Genomic DNA, 19,883 nt, shown 5'->3' on the forward strand with positions numbered 1-19,883 from the left:
GTCGGACCTCCTACCCGGCGGGGCGGCAGGTCATCACGTCACCCACCGAGCCGCGCTGGGTGGTGGGCACCGACTCGGTCACCACCACCTCGCCGCCGCCGGGCGCGGCGGGCACGGCGACCGTCCGGGTACCCACCTCGTAGCCCAGGTAGTCGCGGGCGCGCAGCACGCACGACGCGGTGCCGCCCTCGGGCACCCGGACCCGGAACCGGATCACCATCTCGGCGTCGGTCGGCTCGTTCCAGCCGATGATCTCCGGGTTGTAGTCCGTCTGCCCGAACTTCTGGTAATACGCCCAGGCGACGCCGAGCGCGCCGAGCGCGAAGACGGCCGCCGCGACGATCAGCGGCAGCGGCCTGCGGCGGCGCCCGTCCCGGCGCCGGCCGTACCGCCCGGGCGGGAAAACCGGGGTTGTGGCGCGCGTCTCGCTCACCTGGCGGCCCTCTCGTGCGTCTGTCGTCGCGGGATCGGCAAGAATGGCAGTGTTCCATCATCGCAGCCGAGCTCGGCTTGTTGGCTGGCAGGTCTGTTGGCGGCAGGCTTGTCGGGTGGCCGGTCTGTCGGCTGGTGGGTCTGTTGGGCTGGCAGGCCTGATGACCGGCGCACTGCCGGCGGTCAGGCCAGGTCGAGAGGGTCTTGACAACTGTGGCTGAGCAACTGCGTCTCATGACTGTGCACGCGCACCCGGACGACGAGTCCAGCAAGGGTGCCGCCACGATGGCGAAATACGTCGCCGAGGGCGCCCGGGTGCTCGTCGCCACCTGCACCGGGGGCGAGCGCGGCAGTGTGCTGAACCCGAAGATGGACCGGCCCGAGGTGCTGGCGGACATCACCAACATCCGCCGCAGGGAGATGGACCGGGCGCGCGAGATCCTCGGCGTGGAGCAGGCCTGGCTGGGCTTCGTCGACTCCGGGCTGCCCGAGGGCGACCCGCTGCCGCCGCTGCCGGAGGGCTGCTTCGGCCTGCAGGACCCGCAGGAGGCGGCCAAGCCGCTGATCAAGCTGATCCGCGAGTTCCGGCCGCACGTCATGACGACGTACGACGAGAACGGCGGATACCCGCACCCGGACCACATCATGTGCCACAAGGTGTCGGTGGTGGCCTTCGACGCGGCCGGCGACCCGGAGCTCTACCCCGAGCTGGGCGAGCCGTGGCAGCCGCTGAAGCTCTACTACAACTCCGGCTGGACCCGGGCCCGGATGCTCGCGCTGCACGAGGGCATGCTGGCGGCGGGGCTGGAGTCGCCGTACACCGAGTGGCTGGAGAAATGGTCGGACCGGCAGGACCGGGGCGACAAGATCACCACCCGGGTCGAGTGCGGCGAGTACTTCAGCGTCCGCGACGACGCGCTGCGCGCCCACGCCACCCAGGTCGACCCGGACGGCTTCTGGTTCCACATCCCGCTGGAGATGCAGCAGAAGGTGTGGCCGACCGAGGACTTCGAGCTGGCGCGGTCACTGGTGGACAGCCCGGTCCCGGAATCCGACCTGTTCGCGGGCATCCGGGAGAAGGTCGAGGCCGCCTGAGCAGTACGCTGAGGGCGTGGAGTTTATCGCGGCCAACAACTTCGGGGACACCCGTGACGGCGGCCTGGCCGGCCCCATGGGCCTGTTCCTGATCGTGCTGATGTGTGTTGCGACCGTCCTGCTGATCCGCAACATGAACAAGCGCATCCGTCGGCTTCCCGACAGTTTCAGCGCGGAGGCCGAGCGGGAACGTGTGGCGGAGATCGCGCGACGGAACGCGGATCTGGAGCGCCCCGGCGGCGAGCCGGCCACCGGGGTCGAAGCGAATCGATCCGGCAGGTCCGCCGCGGGTGCGGAAGCCGAGGTGACGGCGGTGCCGGAGGAGAAGCGCGGGTCCGCATCGGACACCGGCCGGACCGCACCGTGATCGCCTCGTCGCCCACCGCGCCGGTTCGCCGGCCGCCGGCGGACGGCGAGTGCCGCCGGTCGAGCGCCGTCAAGCCCTGTTGCGTTCATCAGGATTGATTTAGCCTTCCGCCGGGGGCCATACGGCTCCTGGACCCTGCGCGGAAGGGGGCGCCGAGATGACTGCAGTCCGGCGCCGAGTCTCCGTGTCGCATCTGCACGTGCATCCGCCCGTGCCGCTCCGGTGGGCGCGACGATGACCGCCTCGTGCTCACCGCATCGCCGCGCCTGGACCCGCCTGACCGGCCGCTCCCGGCCGGTCCGCGTCCTCACCGTCACGGTCGTGGTCGCCGCCCTGGCGGCCGTGCTGCTCGGCGCGTTGCAGACGCCGCGCCTGCCGGCCGGCAGCCCGCTGTCGCCGGTCGACGGCGCCGGCGTCGCGGCCGTGCTGGCCGCCATCGCCCAGCTGGCCGGCCTGCGCTTCCGGCTCGGCCCGGACGCGATCTCGGTGAGCTGGGCCGAGGCGGCCGTCGTGGTCGGCCTGGTGGTGTGCCCGGCCGGCTGGCTGCCGGCCGCCACCCTGGCCGGCATCGGCGCCGCGTGGCTGCTGCTGGCCTGGCTGACCGGGCTGCGCGACCCCGCCGAGATCGTCCACCTGGTCGCCTCGATGACCCTCGGGGTGTCGGCCGCCGCCCTGGTCACCTCGCTGCTGGCCGGGGACGCCGGGGTGCGCAGCGGTCGGCTGGCACTGGCCCTGGCCGCCGGCGCGGCCACCTACCTGCTGGTCACTTTCGGCCTCGTGGTGCTCACCCTGATCCTGCAGCGTGACGTCCCGCCCGGCCAGGTCGCCGCCAAGGTGCTCTACGCCAAGGTGCCGATGTCCACCGGCAACGTCATCGTCGGCCTGTGCGCGGTGTTCGCCCTGGTCCGCGAGCCGCTCTGGCTGCTCGCCTTCGGCCCGGCGCTGTGGCTGCTGCACCGCACCTACCGCTTCCACCTGCGCGCCGCCGAGGAACGCCGGATGTGGGAGGCGTTCGCGGCCGCCACCGCGCGGCTGCCCGGCGCCAGCGAGGCCGAGGTGGCCCGGGCCGGGCTGCGCGGCGCGCTGGACGTCTTCGGCGCCCGCCGGGTCGAGCTGGAGCTGCGCGGCGAGTGCGGCAGCCGGCGCTACACCGAGGACGGGCCCGGACAGGGCCCGGAGGTGGCCACCTCCGGCCCGGCCGTCACCCGCAGCATGGCGGTGGCCGGGCGGCCGGTCGGCGAGCTGACCGTCTGGCTCGGCGAGCCGACGCTGCCGGTGCCGCGTGACGAGGCGGCGATCACGGCGTACGGCGAGGCGCTGGCCGGGGCGCTGCACGACGCGGCCGCCCACCAGCGGATCGCCGAGCTGGACGCCCGGGTCGCGCACGACCGGGTGCACGACCCGCTGACCGGGCTGATCAACCGGTCCGCCCTGGTCGCCGACGGCGACACCCGGCTGCGCGCCGGCGAGCGCGACCGCCCGGTGGCCCTGCTGCTGCTCGACGTGGTCGGCTTCCGGGAGGTGAACTGCACGCTCGGGCACCGCGGCGGTGACGAAGTGCTGCGGTTGATCGCGGAACGCCTGGTCGGGCAGGCCCGCGCCGGCGAGGTGGTCGCCCGTACCGGTGACGACGAGTTCGCGCTGCTGCTGCCGGCGCTGACCGCGCTGGCCGGCCCGGCCGGCTGGGCGCACGGCGCGCCGCACATCCTGGCCCAGGCGCTGCGGCGGGCCCGTGAGCTGGTGGAGCAGCTACGCCTGCCGATGCAGGTGGCCGGGGTGCGGCTGGCCGTCGAGGTGACCGTCGGCGCGGTGGTCGCCCAGGCCGGGCACGTCGAGGTGACCGAGCTGCTGCGACGCGCCTCGCTGGCCGCCGGGCGCGCCAAGGAGCAGGGGCTGACCGTCGGGACGTACGACAGCGGCCAGGACGCCAGCAGCACCGACCGGCTGGCGCTGCTGGCCGAGCTGCAGGACGCGTTCGCCGCCGACGACCAGATCATGCTGCACCTGCAGCCCGCGGTCGACCTGGTCACCGCCGAGCCGACCGGCTGCGAGGCGCTGGTGCGCTGGCGGCACCCGCGGCGCGGGCAGCTGTCCCCGGCCGAGTTCCTGCCCGCGGTGGAGCGCAGCGAGCTGCTCATCCCGTTCACCCGGCGGGTGCTGGACCTGGCGCTGGCCGCCGCCGCGGACTGGACCGCGCACGGCATCGACGTGCCGGTCTCGGTCAACGTCTCGGCCCGCAGCCTGACCGACCCGACCTTCCCGGCCCAGGTCACCGAGGCGCTGCGGCGGCACCGGACGCCGGCCTCCCGGCTGGTCCTGGAGATCACCGAGTCGGTGGCGGTCAGCGAGCAGGACATCGTCGACGAGGTGCTGGCCCGGTTGCGGGCCAGCGGCGTGCAGATGTCACTGGACGACTTCGGCACCGGGTTCTCCTCGCTGTCCTCGGTCACCCGGATGCCGGTCGACGAGATCAAGATCGACCGGTCGTTCGTGGAGGAGATGATCGACTCCCCGGCGGCCGGCGCGGTGGTGCGCGGCGCGGTCGAGCTGGGAGCGCGGCTCGGCGTGCGGGTGGTCGCCGAGGGCATCGAGACGGTCGAGCAGCGGGCCGCCCTGATCGCGCTCGGGTGCCCGTCCGCACAGGGCTACCACTTCTGCAAGCCGATGCCCGCCGACAAGATCGTTCAGGCACTCACCCAGCTGCGCGGATCCTCGTCGGCGAGGGTCACCCCGCTGCGCGCCGACGGCGCCTCCTGACGCCACCGGCCCCCGGTGGGCGCACCGGTCGGCGGAAATCCCGGACGCGGCCCGCTCCCGTGGCAGACTCGGGACATGGTCAACCGTCTCGCCGACGCCACCTCGCCGTACCTCCTGCAGCACCGGGACAACCCGGTCGACTGGTGGCCCTGGTGCGACGAGGCGTTCGCGGAGGCCGGCAAGCGGGACGTGCCCGTGCTGATCTCGGTGGGCTACGCCGCCTGCCACTGGTGCCACGTGATGGCCCACGAGTCGTTCGAGGACGAGGCCATCGCCCGGCAGCTCAACGACAACTTCGTGGCGATCAAGGTGGACCGCGAGGAACGGCCCGACGTGGACGCCGTCTACATGACCGCCACGCAGGCGATGACCGGCCAGGGTGGCTGGCCCATGACGGTCTTCGCCACCCCCGGCGGCGACCCGTTCTACTGCGGCACCTACTTTCCGAAGCAGCATTTCAGCCGCCTGCTGACCTCGGTCGTCAAGGCGTGGCGGGACGAGCGCGACGGGGTGGTCAAGCAGGGCGCGGCGGTGGTCGAGGCGGTCGGCGGGGCGCAACTGGTCGGCGGGCCGACCGCGGCGATCTCCGCGCAGATGCTGGCGACCGCGGCGCGGCGGCTGGCCGAGGAGCATGACGAGACGGCCGGCGGGTTCGGCGGCGCCCCGAAGTTCCCGCCGCACATGAACCTGCTGTTCCTGCTGCGCCACCACGAACGCACCGGTTCCGCCACGGCCCTGGAACTGGCCCGGCACACCGGCGAGCAGATGGCCCGCGGCGGCATCTACGACCAGCTGGCCGGCGGCTTCGCCCGGTACTCGGTCGACGCGCACTGGACCGTGCCGCACTTCGAGAAGATGCTCTACGACAACGCGCTGCTGCTGCGGTTCTACACCCAGCTGTGGCGGCTCACCGGCGACGTGCTGGCCCGGCGGGTGGCCGACGAGACCGCCGAGTTCCTGCTGCGCGACCTCGGCACCCCGGCGGGCGGGCTGGCCTCGGCGCTGGACGCGGACACCGACGGGGTCGAGGGCCTGACGTACGCGTGGATGCCGGAGCAGCTCACCGAGGCGCTCGGCGCCGAGGACGGCGCCTGGGCCGCCGATCTCTTCCAGGTCACCCCGGGCGGCACCTTCGAGCACGGCCGCAGCGTGCTGGTGCTGGCCCGCGACATCGACGCCGCCGATCCGCAGATCGTGGCGCGCTGGCGGGACATGCGGGCGAGGCTGCTGGCCGTCCGGGCCGGGCGTCCGCAACCGGCCCGCGACGACAAGGTGGTCGCCGCGTGGAACGGCCTGGCGGTCACCGCGCTGGCCGAGCACGCGGTGCTGACCGGCTCGGCGGCGTCCCACCGGGCCGCGGTGGAGCTGGCCGGGGTGCTCGCCGACCGGCACATCGTGGACGGGCGGCTGCGGCGGGTCTCCCGGGACGGCCGGGTCGGTGAGCCGGCCGGGGTCCTGGAGGACTACGGGTGCGTGGCGGAGGCCTTCCTCGCCGTCCACCAGATCACCGCGCAGCCGCGGTGGTTGCGGGCGGCGGGCCGGTTGCTGGACGTCGCGCTGGCCCATTTCGGTACCGGGACGGGCGGGTTCTACGACACCGCCGACGACGCCGAGAAGCTGCTGACCCGCCCCGCCGACCCGACCGACAACGCGACCCCGTCCGGGCTGGCCTCGGTGTGCGCGGCGCTGGTCGGCTACGCGGCGCTGACCGGACAGACGGCGTACCGGGAGGCGGCGGACGCGGCCCTGGCGACGGTGGGGCCGCTGATCGAGGGGCATCCGCGATTCGCCGGGTACTCCGCGATGGTGGCCGAGGCGGCGCTGGCCGGTCCGTACGAGATCGCGGTCGCCACCGACGACCTGGCCGATCCGCTGGTGGCCACGGCGTGGCGGGAGGCCCCGGCCGGGACGGTCGTCGTCGCGGGCGCGCCGGACCTGCCGGAGGTGCCGCTGCTGGCCGGACGTCCGCTGATCGGCGGGCGGGCCACGGCCTACGTCTGTCGCGGGTTCGTCTGCGACCGTCCGGTCACCACCCCGCAGGACCTGATCGCCCGCCTCGACCGGTGACCCGGTCAGTCCGCCGGCGGCCGACGGTCGTCCGGGGCGGACCGCGTCCGGCCGCCGTCGGGTCCGGGATCCGGATGCCGACGGCTCGCAGCACCTGCCGTGCGGGCCGGCCGCCAGGAGCCGGGCGGACGACGCGGAGGCGATGCCGGCCCCTGTGATCGGCGCCGGCCCCGGATCCGGCTGGCTCACGCCGGCCGGAAAGGGCGCGCCGCGCTGCGGCCGCGCGCCGGGACCGCCTCGCGTGCGGGTGGTCGCGGGGCGTGGCCGGTAGGCCCGCGGCGGGGGCGCGCGGGTCGTACCGGCGATGATCGGCGACCGGGAGGGGCAGCGGTCCGGACCGGCGGGCGGCCCGCGAATGAGACGGCGCCGGGTTGACTGTCCGAGGCGGAAACCGCGTCGCTACGCTGGGCGGGCGATGGATACCCGAACCGGTCTGCCTGTAGTCGGCATGGTGGGGGGCGGCCAGCTGGCCCGGATGACCCACCAGGCCGCGATCTCCCTCGGTCAGTCACTGCGCGTGCTCAGTGCGAAACCCGATGACAGCGCCGCGCTGGTCGCGGCCGACGTGCCGATCGGCACGCACACCGACCTGGCGGCGCTGCGGGAGTTCGCCAAGGGGTGCGACGCCGTCACCTTCGACCACGAGCATGTGCCGACCGAGCACATCGAGGCGCTCGAGGCCGAGGGCGTGAAGGTCTTCCCGGGGTCGAAGGCGCTGGTCTTCGCCCAGGACAAGGGCATGATGCGCGAGCGCCTGGCGCAGTTGGGCGCCCCGGTGCCGCGCTGGGCGCGGGTCAGCACGGCGGCGGAGATCGAGGCGTTCGCGGGCGGCTCCTGGCCGGTGGTGGCCAAGGCCACCCGAGGGGGGTACGACGGCCGGGGCGTGTGGATGCTCGGCTCCCGGGAAGCCGCCGAGGACCTGGTCTCCACCGGCATCCCGCTGATCGTCGAGGAGCGGGTGCCGCTGCGGCGCGAGCTCGCCGCCCTCGTCGCGCGGTCGCCGTTCGGGCAGGTGGCGGCCTATCCGGTGGTGGAGACCGTGCAGCGTGACGGGATCTGCGTCGAGGTGATCGCCCCGGCGCCACAGGTGTCCGAACAGCGGGCGCTGGAGGCCCAGCAGCTGGCCATCGACCTGGCCACCGAGCTCGGCGTGGTGGGCCTGCTGGCCGTCGAGCTGTTCGAGACCGAGACCGACACCGGCATCGTGGTCAACGAGCTCGCGATGCGCCCGCACAACTCCGGGCACTGGACCATCGAGGGGGCCCGGACCTCCCAGTTCGAGCAGCACCTGCGAGCCGTCCTGGACTATCCGATGGGCTCCACCGCGCTGGCCGCGCCGGTCGTGGTGATGGCGAACGTGCTCGGCGGCGAGCCGGGCGGGATCTCCATCGACGAACGGCTGCACCACCTGTTCGCGACGGACCCGGGCGCACGCGTCCACCTCTACGGCAAGCAGGTCCGCCCCGGGCGCAAGATCGGGCACGTGACGGTGCTCGGCGACGATCTCGCAACGGTCCGGGCACGTGCCGCCCGGGCCGCTCAGTGGCTGCAGGAGGGCAAGTGATGGCACCCGTCGTCGGCATCATCATGGGCAGTGACTCGGACTGGCCGACCTTGGAGGCCGCCGCGCTGGCGCTCGCCGAGTTCGAGGTGCCGTTCGAGGTCGGTGTGGTCTCCGCGCACCGCACGGTCCGCAAGATGGTGGACTACGCGGAGTCGGCGGCCGGCCGCGGCCTCAAGGCGATCATCGCCGGGGCGGGCGGCGCCGCGCACCTGCCGGGCATGGTCGCCGCGCTCACCCCGCTGCCGGTGATCGGCGTCCCGGTGCCGCTCAAGCACCTGGACGGGATGGACTCGCTGCTGTCCATCGTGCAGATGCCGGCCGGTGTCCCGGTGGCCACCGTGTCGATCGGCGGCGCGCGCAACGCCGGGCTGCTCGCGGTGCGGATCCTCGGCTCCTCCGACCCGGCGCTGCGGCAGCGGATGGCCGATTTCCAGAGCGGGCTGGAGAAGCTGGTCGCCGAGAAGGACGCCGCGCTGCGCGACCGGCTGCTCGGCTGACCCGCTCCGGCCGGGCCGCGGGCACGGCCGGCCGGGCCCGCGGCGGTCAGCGCATCTGGGAGACCACGGTGCGCAGGTCCTGGGCCCGGCGGCGGCTCTCGCTCGTCGCGCCGAGGAAGATCAGCACCACCCCGACCGGTACCAGCATCAGCCACGGGCCACCCAGGCTGAACGCGAACTTCAGCGCGGCGATCACCGTGGTGGCCGCGCCGACCACCACCGGCGCCTGCTGGCGGGTCCGCGATCCGATGATCAGCGTGACCACCCCGCCGAGCAGGAGCAGCACCTCGCGCAGGTCGCCGCCGTCCCCGGCCAGCACGATGCCGATGGTGGGCACGAACGCGGCCAGCAGCGCCGGGCCGTACGCCGCCCAGCTGCTCAGCTCCGGCCGGTGGTGCGCCTCCACGACGCCGACGGCCAGCGCCAGCGCCGCGAACGGCAGCGTGTACGCCTCCGGCAGCGCCACCTCGGCCAGCGCGATGAACAGCCACCAGCCGACGATCTCGAAGCCCACCGCCAGCCAGAACATCATCCGGCGCTGGCCGGGGGTGCGGTCCGGGCGGGAAGCGGTCAGGCCGAGCACCGCGCCCCAGGCCGCCAGCAGCGCGGCCAGATGGGCCGGTGAGTCGAAGGCCAGCGCCCCGGCGATGGCCGCGGAGGCGTAACCGCTCCACTCCACGGTGACCGCCTCGGCGCGGTACTGCGCCAGCCCCAGCCGGGGCAGCAGCGACTCCAGGGCGAGCAGCATGGCGCCCACCGCCAGCACCCCGAACGCCGCCCAGTGCCGGTCCAGGCCCATCGACATCGCCGCGGCCAGGACGAACATCTGCCCCATCAGCGCGGCGAACAGCCACCCCAGCAGCCGGGCGGTGGCGGTGCGCCCGGCGACCGCGGCGACCAGGCCGACACCGACCGCGCTGCCCAGGGTGAACAGCGTCAGGTCCGCGCGGGCCAGGCTGCCGGCCAGCCCGGCGCCACCGGCCAGCAGGCCGATCACGAAGACCACGGTCCGGGTGCCGCGCAGCAGCGACGACCGGCTCGCCACCGGGGGCGGCGTGAGCGCCAGCCCGAGCATCGAGATGGTGAAGACGACCAGCGCCGCGCCGGTGGCCGCGGGGAACGACGCGTGCACCGCGATCGGCGTGATCAGCAGGGTCAGCGCCACCCCGGGCAGGATCACCGGCACGGTCTCGGCCGGGCGGCCGCCGAACCCGAGCGCGGCCAGCGCGGCTGCTCCGGTGAGCAGCACCGCGGCGAGCGCGCTGGTCGCGTCGACGTTGCCGGCGGCCGGTGCGGCCAGCGCCGGGACCGGCCCGTCCCACACCGCGCCGAGCTGGCCCATCGGGTCGATCAGCGCCGCGCGCAGGGCCGGGGCCAGCGAGAACAGCGCGAGCACGGTGGGCAGCAGGGCGAGCATCACGGCGCCCGTCGCCGGGTCGCTCAGCCAGCGCTGGAACACGCCGCCACCGCGCGCCCGGCGGGCCCGCTGGTAGCGGATGTCGCCGGCCGGGAACGCGTCGACGACCGTGGGGCTCTCCGGGGCCGGCACGGCGCCGCGCAGCATCTCGGCGAGCACCCCGAGCAGGGCGGCGGCCGCCGCGTACAGCGCCGTCGGGTACGGCGTCGGCACCGAGACCAGCGCGGTGACGGTCGAGCCGAGCACCAGCCCGATGGTGGCCCACGGCAGGTACTGCGGGACGTGCCGGCCGGTCAGGGCCAGCACCGCCAGGCCGATGCTGGAGCCGGCCAGCGCGGCGGTCAGCACCACCTGCGCGCTGTGGCCCTGTTCGGCGGAGAGGGCGGCGAACGTGCCGGGCAGCGCGAGCAGCACGGCCGCGGTCGCGGCGCCGCCGATCTGGGCGCGGTGGCCGGGCAGCACCCGTGACCCCTCCGGGGTGAGCAGCACCTCGTCGGCGTCGCGGGACGGCAGCGGCAGCCGGGCGGTCACCGCGATCAGCGCCCCCAGCAGCACCACCGTGAGCAGTGCCAGCCCGGTCGACCACGGGCGGGCCAGCCCGACCGCGGCGGCGTGCACCAGCACCACCGCGGCGACGGTGGCGCGGGCCCGGGCCGCCTGCGGCTCGGCGGTGGCCAGGGCGGCCAGCGCGTACGCGGTCGCCACCGCGGCGCCGATCAGCAGCGGCGACCACCAGGGCAGCCCGAGCGCCCAGGGCGCGCCCATCGCGGCCAGCGCGGCGCACAGTCCGGAGGCGTGGTGCGACCACGGCCGGGGCAGCGCGATGGCCGCCGTGATCGCGACCAGGACCAGGGCGAACGGGGCCTGCCAGGCACCCGGCGGCGGGGTGGTGGCGACGTGCCCGACGTCGGTCGCCCAGAGCGGGCCGGGCGCGGACAGCACCCGCAGGCTGCCCCCGAGCGCCTGGGCGCCGGCGAGCACGGCGACCACCAGGGCGGCGATGCCCAGCCCCCGGGACGGGCCGCGCTTCCAGTCGTCCATCAGCGCGCTGACGCCCAGGCCGACCAGCAGCACCACCACGCCGGCCACGGCGAGCGGAGCGTTCGGGAAGGCCAGCGCGGCGACCCGGGCCAGCGCGCCGCAGATCGCGACGGTGGCGGCCGCGGCGGCCCAGTCCGGGCCGTCCATCGTCCGGTCGGTACGCCCGCGCTCGTCGATGGTCCTGGCGAAGAACAGCAGCAGCGCCGCGCCCAGCAGCAGTGCGCCCACGCACAGGTCCGGAGTGGTCTTGCCGGGGGCGAACAGGGCGGCCGCGGCCATCGCCAGCGCGCCCAGCCCGGTCCCGGCGGTCAGCGGGAGGCTGATCTCGCGGCGGGCCACCTGGAACACCGCGGCGTAGCTCAGCGTGCCGGCCACCGCGAGGAAACCGGCCGCCAGCGCCGGGACGGTCGCCCCGGCGGTGGGCGGTGGCCCCTGGCCGGTGTCCGAGATGGCCAGCGCACCGGTGACCGCGGCGCCCGGGATGGCCAGCGCGGCCGCGCCGGACGCCCAGTCGCCGATCACCCAGGCGAACAGCCGGACCGGGAGTTGCCGGGCCGCGAAGGTGACCATCACGCCCGCGCCGGCCAGCGCGGTCAGCACCGCGGCGGTCAGCCAGCACGCGGACAGCGCGGCGCCGGCGCCGAACAACCCGACCGTCCCGGCTGCGGCGACGTGCGTGATCGCGATCCGGCGGGTGCTCGACCAGAGGCCGGCCGCGCCCAGCGCGATCGCCGCCAGCACCAGAGGCCACGGCGCCTCGGACCAGGCCAGACCGAGCGAGGCGGGCAGCGACAGGGCGGTCATCGCGATGCCGATCACCGCGCCCTCGTGCCGGATCGCGGCCGGCAGGGCGAGCGCCGCGGCGATGGTCACCAGCAGCGCGCTGAAGGCCAGCAGCCAGCCGGCCGGACCGGCCGCCTCGGCCATCGCCCGGGCGTAGCCGGCGGTGTCGGCGTGCCAGACCGGCCGGGCGGCGGCCACCGGAGCGATCGCGGCACGGATCGCGTCGACCGCCACCAGCAGGCCGATCAGGCCGAGCGCGGCGGCCGAGGCGTACTGCGGGCCGCTGCGGATGCTCGCCGGCAGCCGGCCGACCACCGCGCCGGTGACCGCCACCGTGGCGGCCGCGACCACCAGCGTCCAGTGCGGGTCGACCACGGCGGCGACCCGGGCGGCGGCGCCGATCACCGCGAGGGTGAGCACGGCGCCGGCGATGTGCCGGGCCACCGGCTGGTGCAGCAGCTTGGCCGCGGCGGCCGCGGTGAGCGCGGCCACCACCAGGATCAGGCCGGACCGCAGCGCGTCCGGCACCGCCTCGGCCTGCAGCAGCGCGACCGAGGAGAAGAGCAGCGCGCCCGCGCAGGCGAAACAGAGCAGCGCGAAGGTGAGCTCGCGCAACCAGTCCGCCGTGGGCGGGCTGGCCGGCGGGGTGAGCGGCACCGAGCCGGCGGGCGGGGCGCCCTCCGGGCGGGGACCGGGGAAGATCCGGCTCGGGATCCAGCGCCGGCGCGGGCGGTGGAGACCGGGAATGATCAGGTCCGGCTCCTCCGGGCGGGACTCCGGCCGGGGCGGGGCGTCCGCGGCGTACGCGGCCGGGTCGGCCGGGTCCGGATCGCCCTCGCGCCGGAGGGTGCGGGCGCCGTCGCCGTCCGCCTCGGCCATCGCCGCCCGGTCCGCGGCGGTCGGCCGGCCCAGCGGCCAGCGCGGCAGCAGCCGGCCGTGCTGGATCACCCGGGTCAGCAGCAGCAGGTCCAGGGCGGCCACCGCGGTCAGGGCCAGGCCCCAGCCCGCCGGGCTCTGGATCCACGGGTACGCCAGCAGGGGTGCGACCGGCTGCGCGGCGATCACCGTGGCGTACCGCGGCACGGCGAGCCGGGTGGCTCCGGCGTACAGGAAACTGGCCACCGCGGTGATCGCGAAGGTGATCCCGAGGTAGAGCGGGGCGGCGACGTCCGGACCGCCGCCCAGCGCGCTGCCGTGCAGCGTGTACAGCGTCATCGGCAGCAGGATCAGGCCGATCGCGGCGATCGTCTCGGCGGTCGAGGTGAGCGTGCGCCGTGCCACGCCGGGCGCCACGGTCAGCGCGATCGCGGTGAACAGCGCCAGGATCACCGCGCGGGCCACCGGGTTGGAGAAGGCCACCCCGGCGAACACCACGGCGGCCACGCCGATCAGCAACGCGCCCAGACCGAGCAGAGTGTTCTGCACCGACTGGGTGGACGCCTCCGGGCCGTGCTCCATCGGGGCCATCGGCCGGCGCGGCGCCCGGCGCTCGGCGGGCCACTCCGGTCCGTCGGCGGTGGGGCGGCGCGGTGCGCTGCGCGGCGGCGCCGGGGGCGGCTCCTCGTCCGGACCGGCCGATCGTGCGCCCGGGGGCGGCGGGGGCGGGAACTCCTGCGGCTCGGGGCGGCGGCGGGTGGCCGAGGCGGGGCGCCGGGCCTTGCCGCTGCGCTGTTTCTGCGCGTGCGCCAGGATGTCGCGCCGGAACAGCGCGGCCTGCAACTGGCTGGCGATCTTGGTGCGGGTGGAGGCGGCCTCCATGTCCTGCACCTTGAGCGCCGCTATCGAGGCGTCGATACGAGCCAGCTCGTCTGCGTAGTCAGGCTCGTCAGCCTTCGCCACGGGACCTCCTCGCCAGCGTGTCGCTCAGTAGTTAGAGCATGCCGGTATGACACCTCATTAGAACAGCCTCAACCGGGTGGCGATCTGTCGAAACGACCCCGAATCCGGCAGTGACCTCGGATGCCCGCGCACGGCGGCGATATTCGGCACAGCGAACTTCGGTTGCCCGGCGTACGCTACGCGCCAGTAACATTGCGGTCGGGACCGTTGAAGAGGGAAGGGCAAGCGAGCATGTCTGATTTCGACGCCTATCGGCTGCCGGAGGACCACGAGACCATCCGCGCGGCCGTGCGCGAGGTCTGTGACGCCCGGGTGGCTCCGAACGCCGCCGAGGCGGACGAGACCGGGGAGTTCCCCAAGGCGTCGTACGACGCGCTGCGCTCCTCCGACTTCCACGCCCCGCACATCCCGGTGGAGTACGGCGGCGCCGGCGCGGACGCGCTCGCCACCGCCATCGTGATCGAGGAGGTCGCCCGCGCCTGTGCGGCGTCCTCGCTGATCCCGGCGGTCAACAAGCTCGGCACGATGCCGCTGATCCTGTCCGCCTCCGACGATCTCAAGCGCCGCTACCTGTCGAAGGTGGCCGCCGGCGAGGCGATGTTCTCCTACTGCCTGTCCGAGCCGGAGGCCGGCTCGGACGCCGCCTCGATGACCACCCGGGCCGTGCGCGACGGCGACCACTGGGTGCTCAACGGCGTCAAGCGGTGGATCACCAACGCCGGCGTCTCGGAGTACTACACGGTCTTCGCGGTCACCGACCCGTCCGCCCGCTCGCGCGGTATCTCCGCGTTCGTGGTGGAGAAGTCCGACCCGGGCGTCAGCTTCGGCGCGCCGGAGAAGAAGCTGGGCATCAAGGGGTCGCCGACCCGCGAGGTCTACTTCGACAACGTACGCATCCCGGCCGACCGGATGATCGGCGCCGAGGGCACCGGTTTCGCCACCGCGATGAAGACCCTGGACCACACCCGGGTCACCATCGCCGCGCAGGCCATCGGCATCGCGCAGGGCGCGCTCGACTTCGCCCTGGGCTACGCCAAGGAACGCCAGCAGTTCGGCAAGCCGATCGCCGACTTCCAGGGCCTGCAGTTCATGCTCGCCGACATGGGCATGAAGCTGGAAGCGGCCCGGCAGCTGACCTACACCGCGGCCGGCAAGAGCGAGCGCGGCGACGCCGACCTGACCTACTTCGGCGCGGCGGCCAAGTGCTTCGCCTCCGACGTCGCCATGGAGATCACCACGGACGCGGTCCAGATCCTCGGCGGGTACGGCTACACCCGCGACTACCCGGTCGAGCGGATGATGCGCGACGCGAAGATCACCCAGATCTACGAAGGTACGAACCAGGTTCAGCGGATCGTGATGGCGCGGCAGCTTTTGAAGGGTTAAGCGAGCGGAGTTTCAGCAGGTCAGACCTGGGTTGGCTGATAGTAGTCAACCCCGGTCTGTCATCTACGAGTCGTGCGTAGATGTCTGCGATTCACGGAGCTTTGATAAAGGCCGTTGCGGGACGCTGATGGCGGGCGCTATCGACGGTCGACCGGTGACGTTTGCACAGCTCAGCCGTTTTCTTGGTGGCGTTGCCGTTGCGGCATGCCTTCCTCGGTCTGCTTGGTTCGTCTTCGGTCGTTCGTGGTTGTCTTCGGTTGGCGTGCTGGGCAAATCCTGGGCACGTCCATCGCTCGATGGAAATTTAGCGATCAGTCAGTTGTGCCGAGCCTGTGACTGCGCTCCGAGGGATGGGTTTACCTGGAGCAAAGAGCTACTGGGCATCCCCAGCGGGCATTGAATGATCATCGGTTACGGTGAGTGATCTTCGGCTTGATGTTGGTGGCAAGGTGCCGTGACTTGGCGAGTCAGCGGTCCGTCGCCCAACCTGTGCCACCAGCGTCGCGTCCGGACGCCCGCGCAACTTGGCCCGATCCGGGCGATCTTAAGTTAAGGCCAGTCGGCGGGGTCGAGCCCGGCCGACTGGCCTTTGATCATTTCAGGCGCACATGCCATAAACGGCCATGCGCGTGGACGGCGACGCCGGCTTGGGTGCGGCCGGGCTGGCCGTACCCGGCCGGGAGCCCTTTCGTCGCTTCTTGTGCGGCGGCCAGGTACCCGGCCGGCTCGAGGCTGGCGCGACCGGGTGCAGACCCGTCCGGTTCAGAGTGCGGAGCTTGCGCATGTAACCCCCTTGGGTAGCCACCTCGGCTTCGTTCGCGGTCCGAGGCGAAATCGGTCGATGCGAAGTGTGCCAGGCGGATCGGCTAAGGGCCGGTTACCGCTGTGAGCGACGAGTGAGCAAAAAGCTGGACACAGCTGCGACGATCGGAATGCCGAACCACTCCTGCTGTCGTCGATCATTGCGTTCATGGAGCATGATGCGCGTTCACCTGCTCGGCCCTGTCCATGTCAACCACGATGGCCATCGTCTCCACCTGCCGCCGCAGCAGTTAGTGCTTCTTGCCGCGCTCGTCCTGGCGCCGAGCCAGCCGGTCGACACCGAATACCTGATGAGCCGCATGTGGCCGGACGGTCGCAGCCGGCCTATGGCACTGCGACAGGCGGTGACTGCTCTTCGCCGATCAATGCCCGATCAGCTGCCGCCTCGCAGGTTAAGCGGGCAGGTCGTCACCGCTTTCGACCGAGCCGACATTGACTACTACCGCTTCCAGGACGGCGTCAAGCACGCCCGAAGCCGGGGCGGCCAAGAACGCGCGACGATACTGCGCGAGGCGCTCAAGGAGTGGCAGGCGGAAGCCCTCATCGGCGTGAAGAACCAGTACTTCGCGAAGGAGCGGGCCGAACTAGCCAAGGAACATGTCAAGGCAGTCAAGTTGCTCTTGCAAGTTTTGGAAAACTCCGATCCCGCGGGATTTCGCTACGAACTACGACGAGCCCGCGAGATGCGACCGAACAACTGGCCATTGTTCGAGATCGAGTTGCGCTGGCGGTGGGGGACCGGCGATGCGGATGTCGAGGGCTTCTACACGAACCACGTCGACCGGTACGGGCTGCCGCCGGCACGAATTCAGCGTTGGTACACGGAGCACAGACGGCGGCGAGCTCCTCGCACCGCCACGCGGCTGGCGCCTCGGCAGGTGCCTATGCGCCGACCGAGTCTGTTCGGCCGAGACGAACAGATTGTGATGTTGAACGAGGCGCTCCTGGAACCCGGAATGGACGTTCGCCGTGTCGCGGTAACGGGCATGGCCGGTGTCGGCAAGACCGAGTTGGTGAACCACTGGGCGGGGGCCGCGGTGCAGGCCTTCCCGGACGGCGTCTTCTACGCCGACCTTCGCGGTTACGGGCAAACCCTAAGGCCTGAGCGGGCCAGCCAGACCCTCGCCGTTCTCCTGGCCGATTTGGGGGTGGAATCGCCGCTGCCCACGCTGGACAGCATGATCAACACATTTCGGACGACCATGTCGACGCGTCGTGCGTTGGTCGTCTTCGACAACGCACGAGACGCCGGGCACGTTCGTCCCCTCCTGCCCGGGGACGGTCCGAGCGCCGTCATCGTGACCAGTCGCGACAGCTTGGAGAGTCTCCAGGTGACACTCGGCTTCCGCGAGTTCAGGCTCGAACCGCTGGCGGTTGCCGACGCGTCGGCGATGCTCCGAGCTGATATCGGTAGCGTCCGGATACGCGACGCCGAGGCTGAGATCGAGGAGGTCGCCGCGCTGTGTGGCGGGCTCCCGCTCACGTTGTCGATCGTGGCCGCCCGCTTGCGGGGAAGGCGCTGGGAAACACTTACCGAAGTCACTGCTCTGCTGCGGGACGAGCGAAGCCGGCTTGACACGCTCGGACTTCGTGCCAACGAACTCGATATCCGGGCAGCCCTCAATGCTTCGACCAAGGTATTGACCCGGCCAGCGGCGGGACTTCTGGCTCGGCTGGCCGTGCACCCTGGTCCGACTATCGGCTGGAAGGCAGTCGTAGCACTCTGCGCCGACCGCCATCAGGCCCTGTCCAGTATCGAGAGGCTGGTGGCCGCCAATCTCGTCGAGGCTCCCACCGTCGACCGGTACGCGCTGCATGATTTGGTACGACTGCACGCGAGCGAGTCCGCGCAACGATTGTCGGCCCGCGAACGCGCCGACGCGATCGAACGTGTCTACGGCTATCTGCTTCGCAATGCCCACGCATGCGATCGGGTGCTGGCCCCTGATCGGCTGTTGCCTATGCCCGACCCCGGTCTGGGTGAACTGGGCCCGCAAGCGTCGCTCGAGCAGGCGATGAACTGGCTGGACGGTGAATATGCGACCCTCACCACGGCCGTTCGGCGGGCGGGTGAACTTGGGATCGACCGGTACTGCTGGATGCTTGCCCTGGTGCTCGTCACCTTCCAGTGGCGGACCGGCAGATATGCCGATGCCGAACGCTATCTGCGTCAGGCCGCCATCGCCGCCGACCGCTCGGCCGACCCTGACGTCCGCACAGCGATTCGGCGCGTTCTCGGCGGTTCGTTGCGCGGTTTGGGCGAGTGCGAGCTCGCCCGGGAGGAGCTGAGGCAGGCCGTCGCCATAGGCGAGGAGGCAGGCGACAAGCTAGGCGTCGCCTTTGCGTATCAGCAGTTGGCGTTGTTGCAACGTGAGGCAGGCGAGACCCAGGCCGCAATCATGCAGTATGAACTCGCTCTTAACATCTTTCGTAAGCTCGGCTCTATCGACGGCGAGGCGCATGCCCTCGCGGGCCTTGCCGATGCTCGACTCGACGCCGGCGACCTCGTTGGCGCGCAGGAATACGGTGAGGCCGCCCGGATCCTGTTCGACGAGAGTTCTGACCACAACGGACGAGCGAATACGGTTGCCGGCCTCGGTCGGATTCACGCCGCCGCCGGAAATCCGGCCCGCGCGATTATCTACTTCCGTGATGCCGCTGAAAGGTATCGGGAGTTGCATTACCGCAGTCGAGAAGCTCGCTTGCTCATCGAACTCGCCGATAGCCAGCTCGAATTGTATGAGGTCGACGAGGCCTGCGACGTGCTCCGTCGAGCGCGGGATCTTTTCGAAGGCCTCGGTGACATCGGCGGCATTGACGCGGCGGAAGCCCGGCTCAGGACCCTCGGTGCGTGAGATGGCAGCCGTGGCGGTACCACTCTGCGGGGTCGGGGTCGGGCGCCCTGGGATGTCGTGGCTCCCCGAGAGTCGGCAGCAACGTTTCGATCGCGGCGCGGACGACGGAGGCGCTGGCGGGGCGACGCACCGGATCGAAGGCCACCATATCGAGCCCGATACCGAGAAGGGTCTCATTCATATTGATCTGCAAATCGGAAGGAAACTGTGCGATATCGGCTTTCGGTGGCCCTTCGTGATTCTGGTACGGCAGGCGCATGATGCACATTTCGAATATTGTGGCGCCGAGCGAGTAGATGTCAAATCGAGAGGTCGGAGAGGTCAGTGTGTGATTCTCGGGAGGTGCATATCCGGGCGTGCCGATCGGCTCGTCGATTTGCTCTCCGTTTTGCTTGACGCTGCCCAGATCAAGCAGCCACACCGCACCACTCCAATCGACTGTTATGTTGTCAGGTTTTACGTCGCAGTGCACGAGTCCCCGGTTGTGTACTTGGGTAAGCACGTCACAGAGTTGAGCCAGCACGCTTACGGCAAGTTGTGTATGAACCGGCTTGATTTTATCGATCAGCGTGGCGAGCGAGACCCCCTCGACAAGGTCCATTACGAGGTACGACCGGCCGGCGAACCGCCCCTCCTCGTGAATCGAGGGTATGCCGCGGACGCCCTTAAGCTGCTCGATCCATTTCAGGTCCGCCAGGAGCCTTTCGCTCGCGTATTGGAAGTCATCAGTGGAGTCGAAGGTCCGCGGCGGCTGGACCTTCAGCGCGACCGTGGCGCGGCGTCGACGATCGAACGCGGCGAACACCAGACCTGAGTTACCGGCTCCCACCTGCCGTTCGAGGACGAATCGTCCGTCGATGACGGCACCTGTCTTGAACATCCCGTACTCCCGGCTGAATCACGAAAGCGAGTAATCAGTATGGCAGCGTGGCGACCACCAGACGGGTTGGCCGGTGACTCG

The 19,883-nt window shown here is 72.0% G+C and carries 11 protein-coding genes; 8 read left to right on the forward strand and 3 right to left on the reverse strand.

The window, feature by feature from the left end; all coding sequences use genetic code 11:
- Window positions 1-10 precede the first annotated feature (10 nt).
- Window positions 11-433 carry a DUF4307 domain-containing protein gene (locus tag ACTEI_RS03965; protein WP_122976395.1) on the reverse strand — a complete coding sequence of 141 codons (423 nt, stop codon included), beginning with the start codon at window positions 431-433 and terminating at the stop codon, window positions 11-13.
- 212 nt (window positions 434-645) lie between these two features.
- On the opposite strand from ACTEI_RS03965, the gene mca reads away from it, so the two are divergent.
- The 6 genes from mca (at window position 646) to purE (ending at window position 8,779) form a co-directional block, all read left to right on the forward strand.
- Window positions 646-1,527, forward strand: coding sequence for a mycothiol conjugate amidase Mca (gene mca, locus ACTEI_RS03970; protein WP_122976396.1), 882 nt, complete (start codon window positions 646-648; stop codon window positions 1,525-1,527).
- 16 nt (window positions 1,528-1,543) lie between these two features.
- Complete coding sequence (locus ACTEI_RS03975) at window positions 1,544-1,894, forward strand: hypothetical protein (RefSeq protein WP_122976397.1); 351 nt, start codon at window positions 1,544-1,546, stop codon at window positions 1,892-1,894.
- A gap of 234 nt (window positions 1,895-2,128) precedes the next feature.
- Window positions 2,129-4,651, forward strand: coding sequence for a putative bifunctional diguanylate cyclase/phosphodiesterase (locus tag ACTEI_RS03980; protein ID WP_122976398.1), 2,523 nt, complete (start codon window positions 2,129-2,131; stop codon window positions 4,649-4,651).
- A gap of 75 nt (window positions 4,652-4,726) precedes the next feature.
- On the forward strand, window positions 4,727-6,718 hold the full coding sequence (locus ACTEI_RS03985) for a thioredoxin domain-containing protein (RefSeq protein ID WP_122976399.1): 1,992 nt from the start codon (window positions 4,727-4,729) through the stop codon (window positions 6,716-6,718).
- A gap of 415 nt (window positions 6,719-7,133) precedes the next feature.
- On the forward strand, window positions 7,134-8,282 hold the full coding sequence (locus ACTEI_RS03990) for a 5-(carboxyamino)imidazole ribonucleotide synthase (protein ID WP_122976400.1): 1,149 nt from the start codon (window positions 7,134-7,136) through the stop codon (window positions 8,280-8,282).
- Complete coding sequence (gene purE / locus ACTEI_RS03995) at window positions 8,282-8,779, forward strand: 5-(carboxyamino)imidazole ribonucleotide mutase (protein WP_122976401.1); 498 nt, start codon at window positions 8,282-8,284, stop codon at window positions 8,777-8,779. Before ACTEI_RS03990 ends, purE begins: the two co-directional genes overlap by 1 nt.
- Window positions 8,780-8,825: 46 nt before the next feature.
- On the opposite strand, the gene ACTEI_RS04000 is transcribed toward purE, so the two are convergent.
- Window positions 8,826-13,859, reverse strand: a complete 5,034-nt coding sequence (locus ACTEI_RS04000) for an SCO7613 C-terminal domain-containing membrane protein (protein WP_122976402.1) — start codon at window positions 13,857-13,859, stop codon at window positions 8,826-8,828.
- 231 nt (window positions 13,860-14,090) lie between these two features.
- Between ACTEI_RS04000 and ACTEI_RS04005 the strand changes: the two genes are divergently transcribed.
- Together ACTEI_RS04005 and ACTEI_RS04010 are read left to right on the forward strand one after the other, a co-directional pair.
- Window positions 14,091-15,245: an acyl-CoA dehydrogenase family protein gene (locus ACTEI_RS04005; protein WP_122976403.1), complete on the forward strand. Its 1,155-nt coding sequence runs from the start codon at window positions 14,091-14,093 to the stop codon at window positions 15,243-15,245.
- A gap of 980 nt (window positions 15,246-16,225) precedes the next feature.
- Window positions 16,226-18,922 (forward strand): AfsR/SARP family transcriptional regulator, encoded by a 2,697-nt coding sequence (locus ACTEI_RS04010; protein WP_164465826.1) that lies wholly within the window; start codon window positions 16,226-16,228, stop codon window positions 18,920-18,922.
- Here ACTEI_RS04010 and ACTEI_RS04015 read toward each other — a convergent pair.
- Window positions 18,903-19,802: a serine/threonine-protein kinase gene (locus ACTEI_RS04015; RefSeq protein WP_122976405.1), complete on the reverse strand. Its 900-nt coding sequence runs from the start codon at window positions 19,800-19,802 to the stop codon at window positions 18,903-18,905. The genes ACTEI_RS04010 and ACTEI_RS04015 overlap by 20 nt on opposite strands.
- Between the last annotated feature and the right edge of the window lie 81 nt (window positions 19,803-19,883).

It is taken from the genome of Actinoplanes teichomyceticus ATCC 31121 (genome assembly GCF_003711105.1).
Classification (GTDB): domain Bacteria; phylum Actinomycetota; class Actinomycetes; order Mycobacteriales; family Micromonosporaceae; genus Actinoplanes; species Actinoplanes teichomyceticus.

What these genes read in the sequence shown, in the direction of transcription:
- ACTEI_RS03985 (WP_122976399.1), top strand. Translation starts at nt 4,727, where the DNA reads ATGGTCAACCGTCTCGCCGACGCCACCTCGCCGTACCTCCTGCAGCAC.
- ACTEI_RS04005 (WP_122976403.1), top strand. Translation starts at nt 14,091, where the DNA reads ATGTCTGATTTCGACGCCTATCGGCTGCCGGAGGACCACGAGACCATC.
- purE (WP_122976401.1), top strand. Translation starts at nt 8,282, where the DNA reads ATGGCACCCGTCGTCGGCATCATCATGGGCAGTGACTCGGACTGGCCG.
- ACTEI_RS03980 (WP_122976398.1), top strand. Translation starts at nt 2,129, where the DNA reads ATGACCGCCTCGTGCTCACCGCATCGCCGCGCCTGGACCCGCCTGACC.
- ACTEI_RS04010 (WP_164465826.1), top strand. Translation starts at nt 16,226, where the DNA reads ATGCGCGTTCACCTGCTCGGCCCTGTCCATGTCAACCACGATGGCCAT.
- ACTEI_RS04015 (WP_122976405.1), bottom strand. Translation starts at nt 19,802, where the DNA reads ATGTTCAAGACAGGTGCCGTCATCGACGGACGATTCGTCCTCGAACGG.
- ACTEI_RS03990 (WP_122976400.1), top strand. Translation starts at nt 7,134, where the DNA reads ATGGATACCCGAACCGGTCTGCCTGTAGTCGGCATGGTGGGGGGCGGC.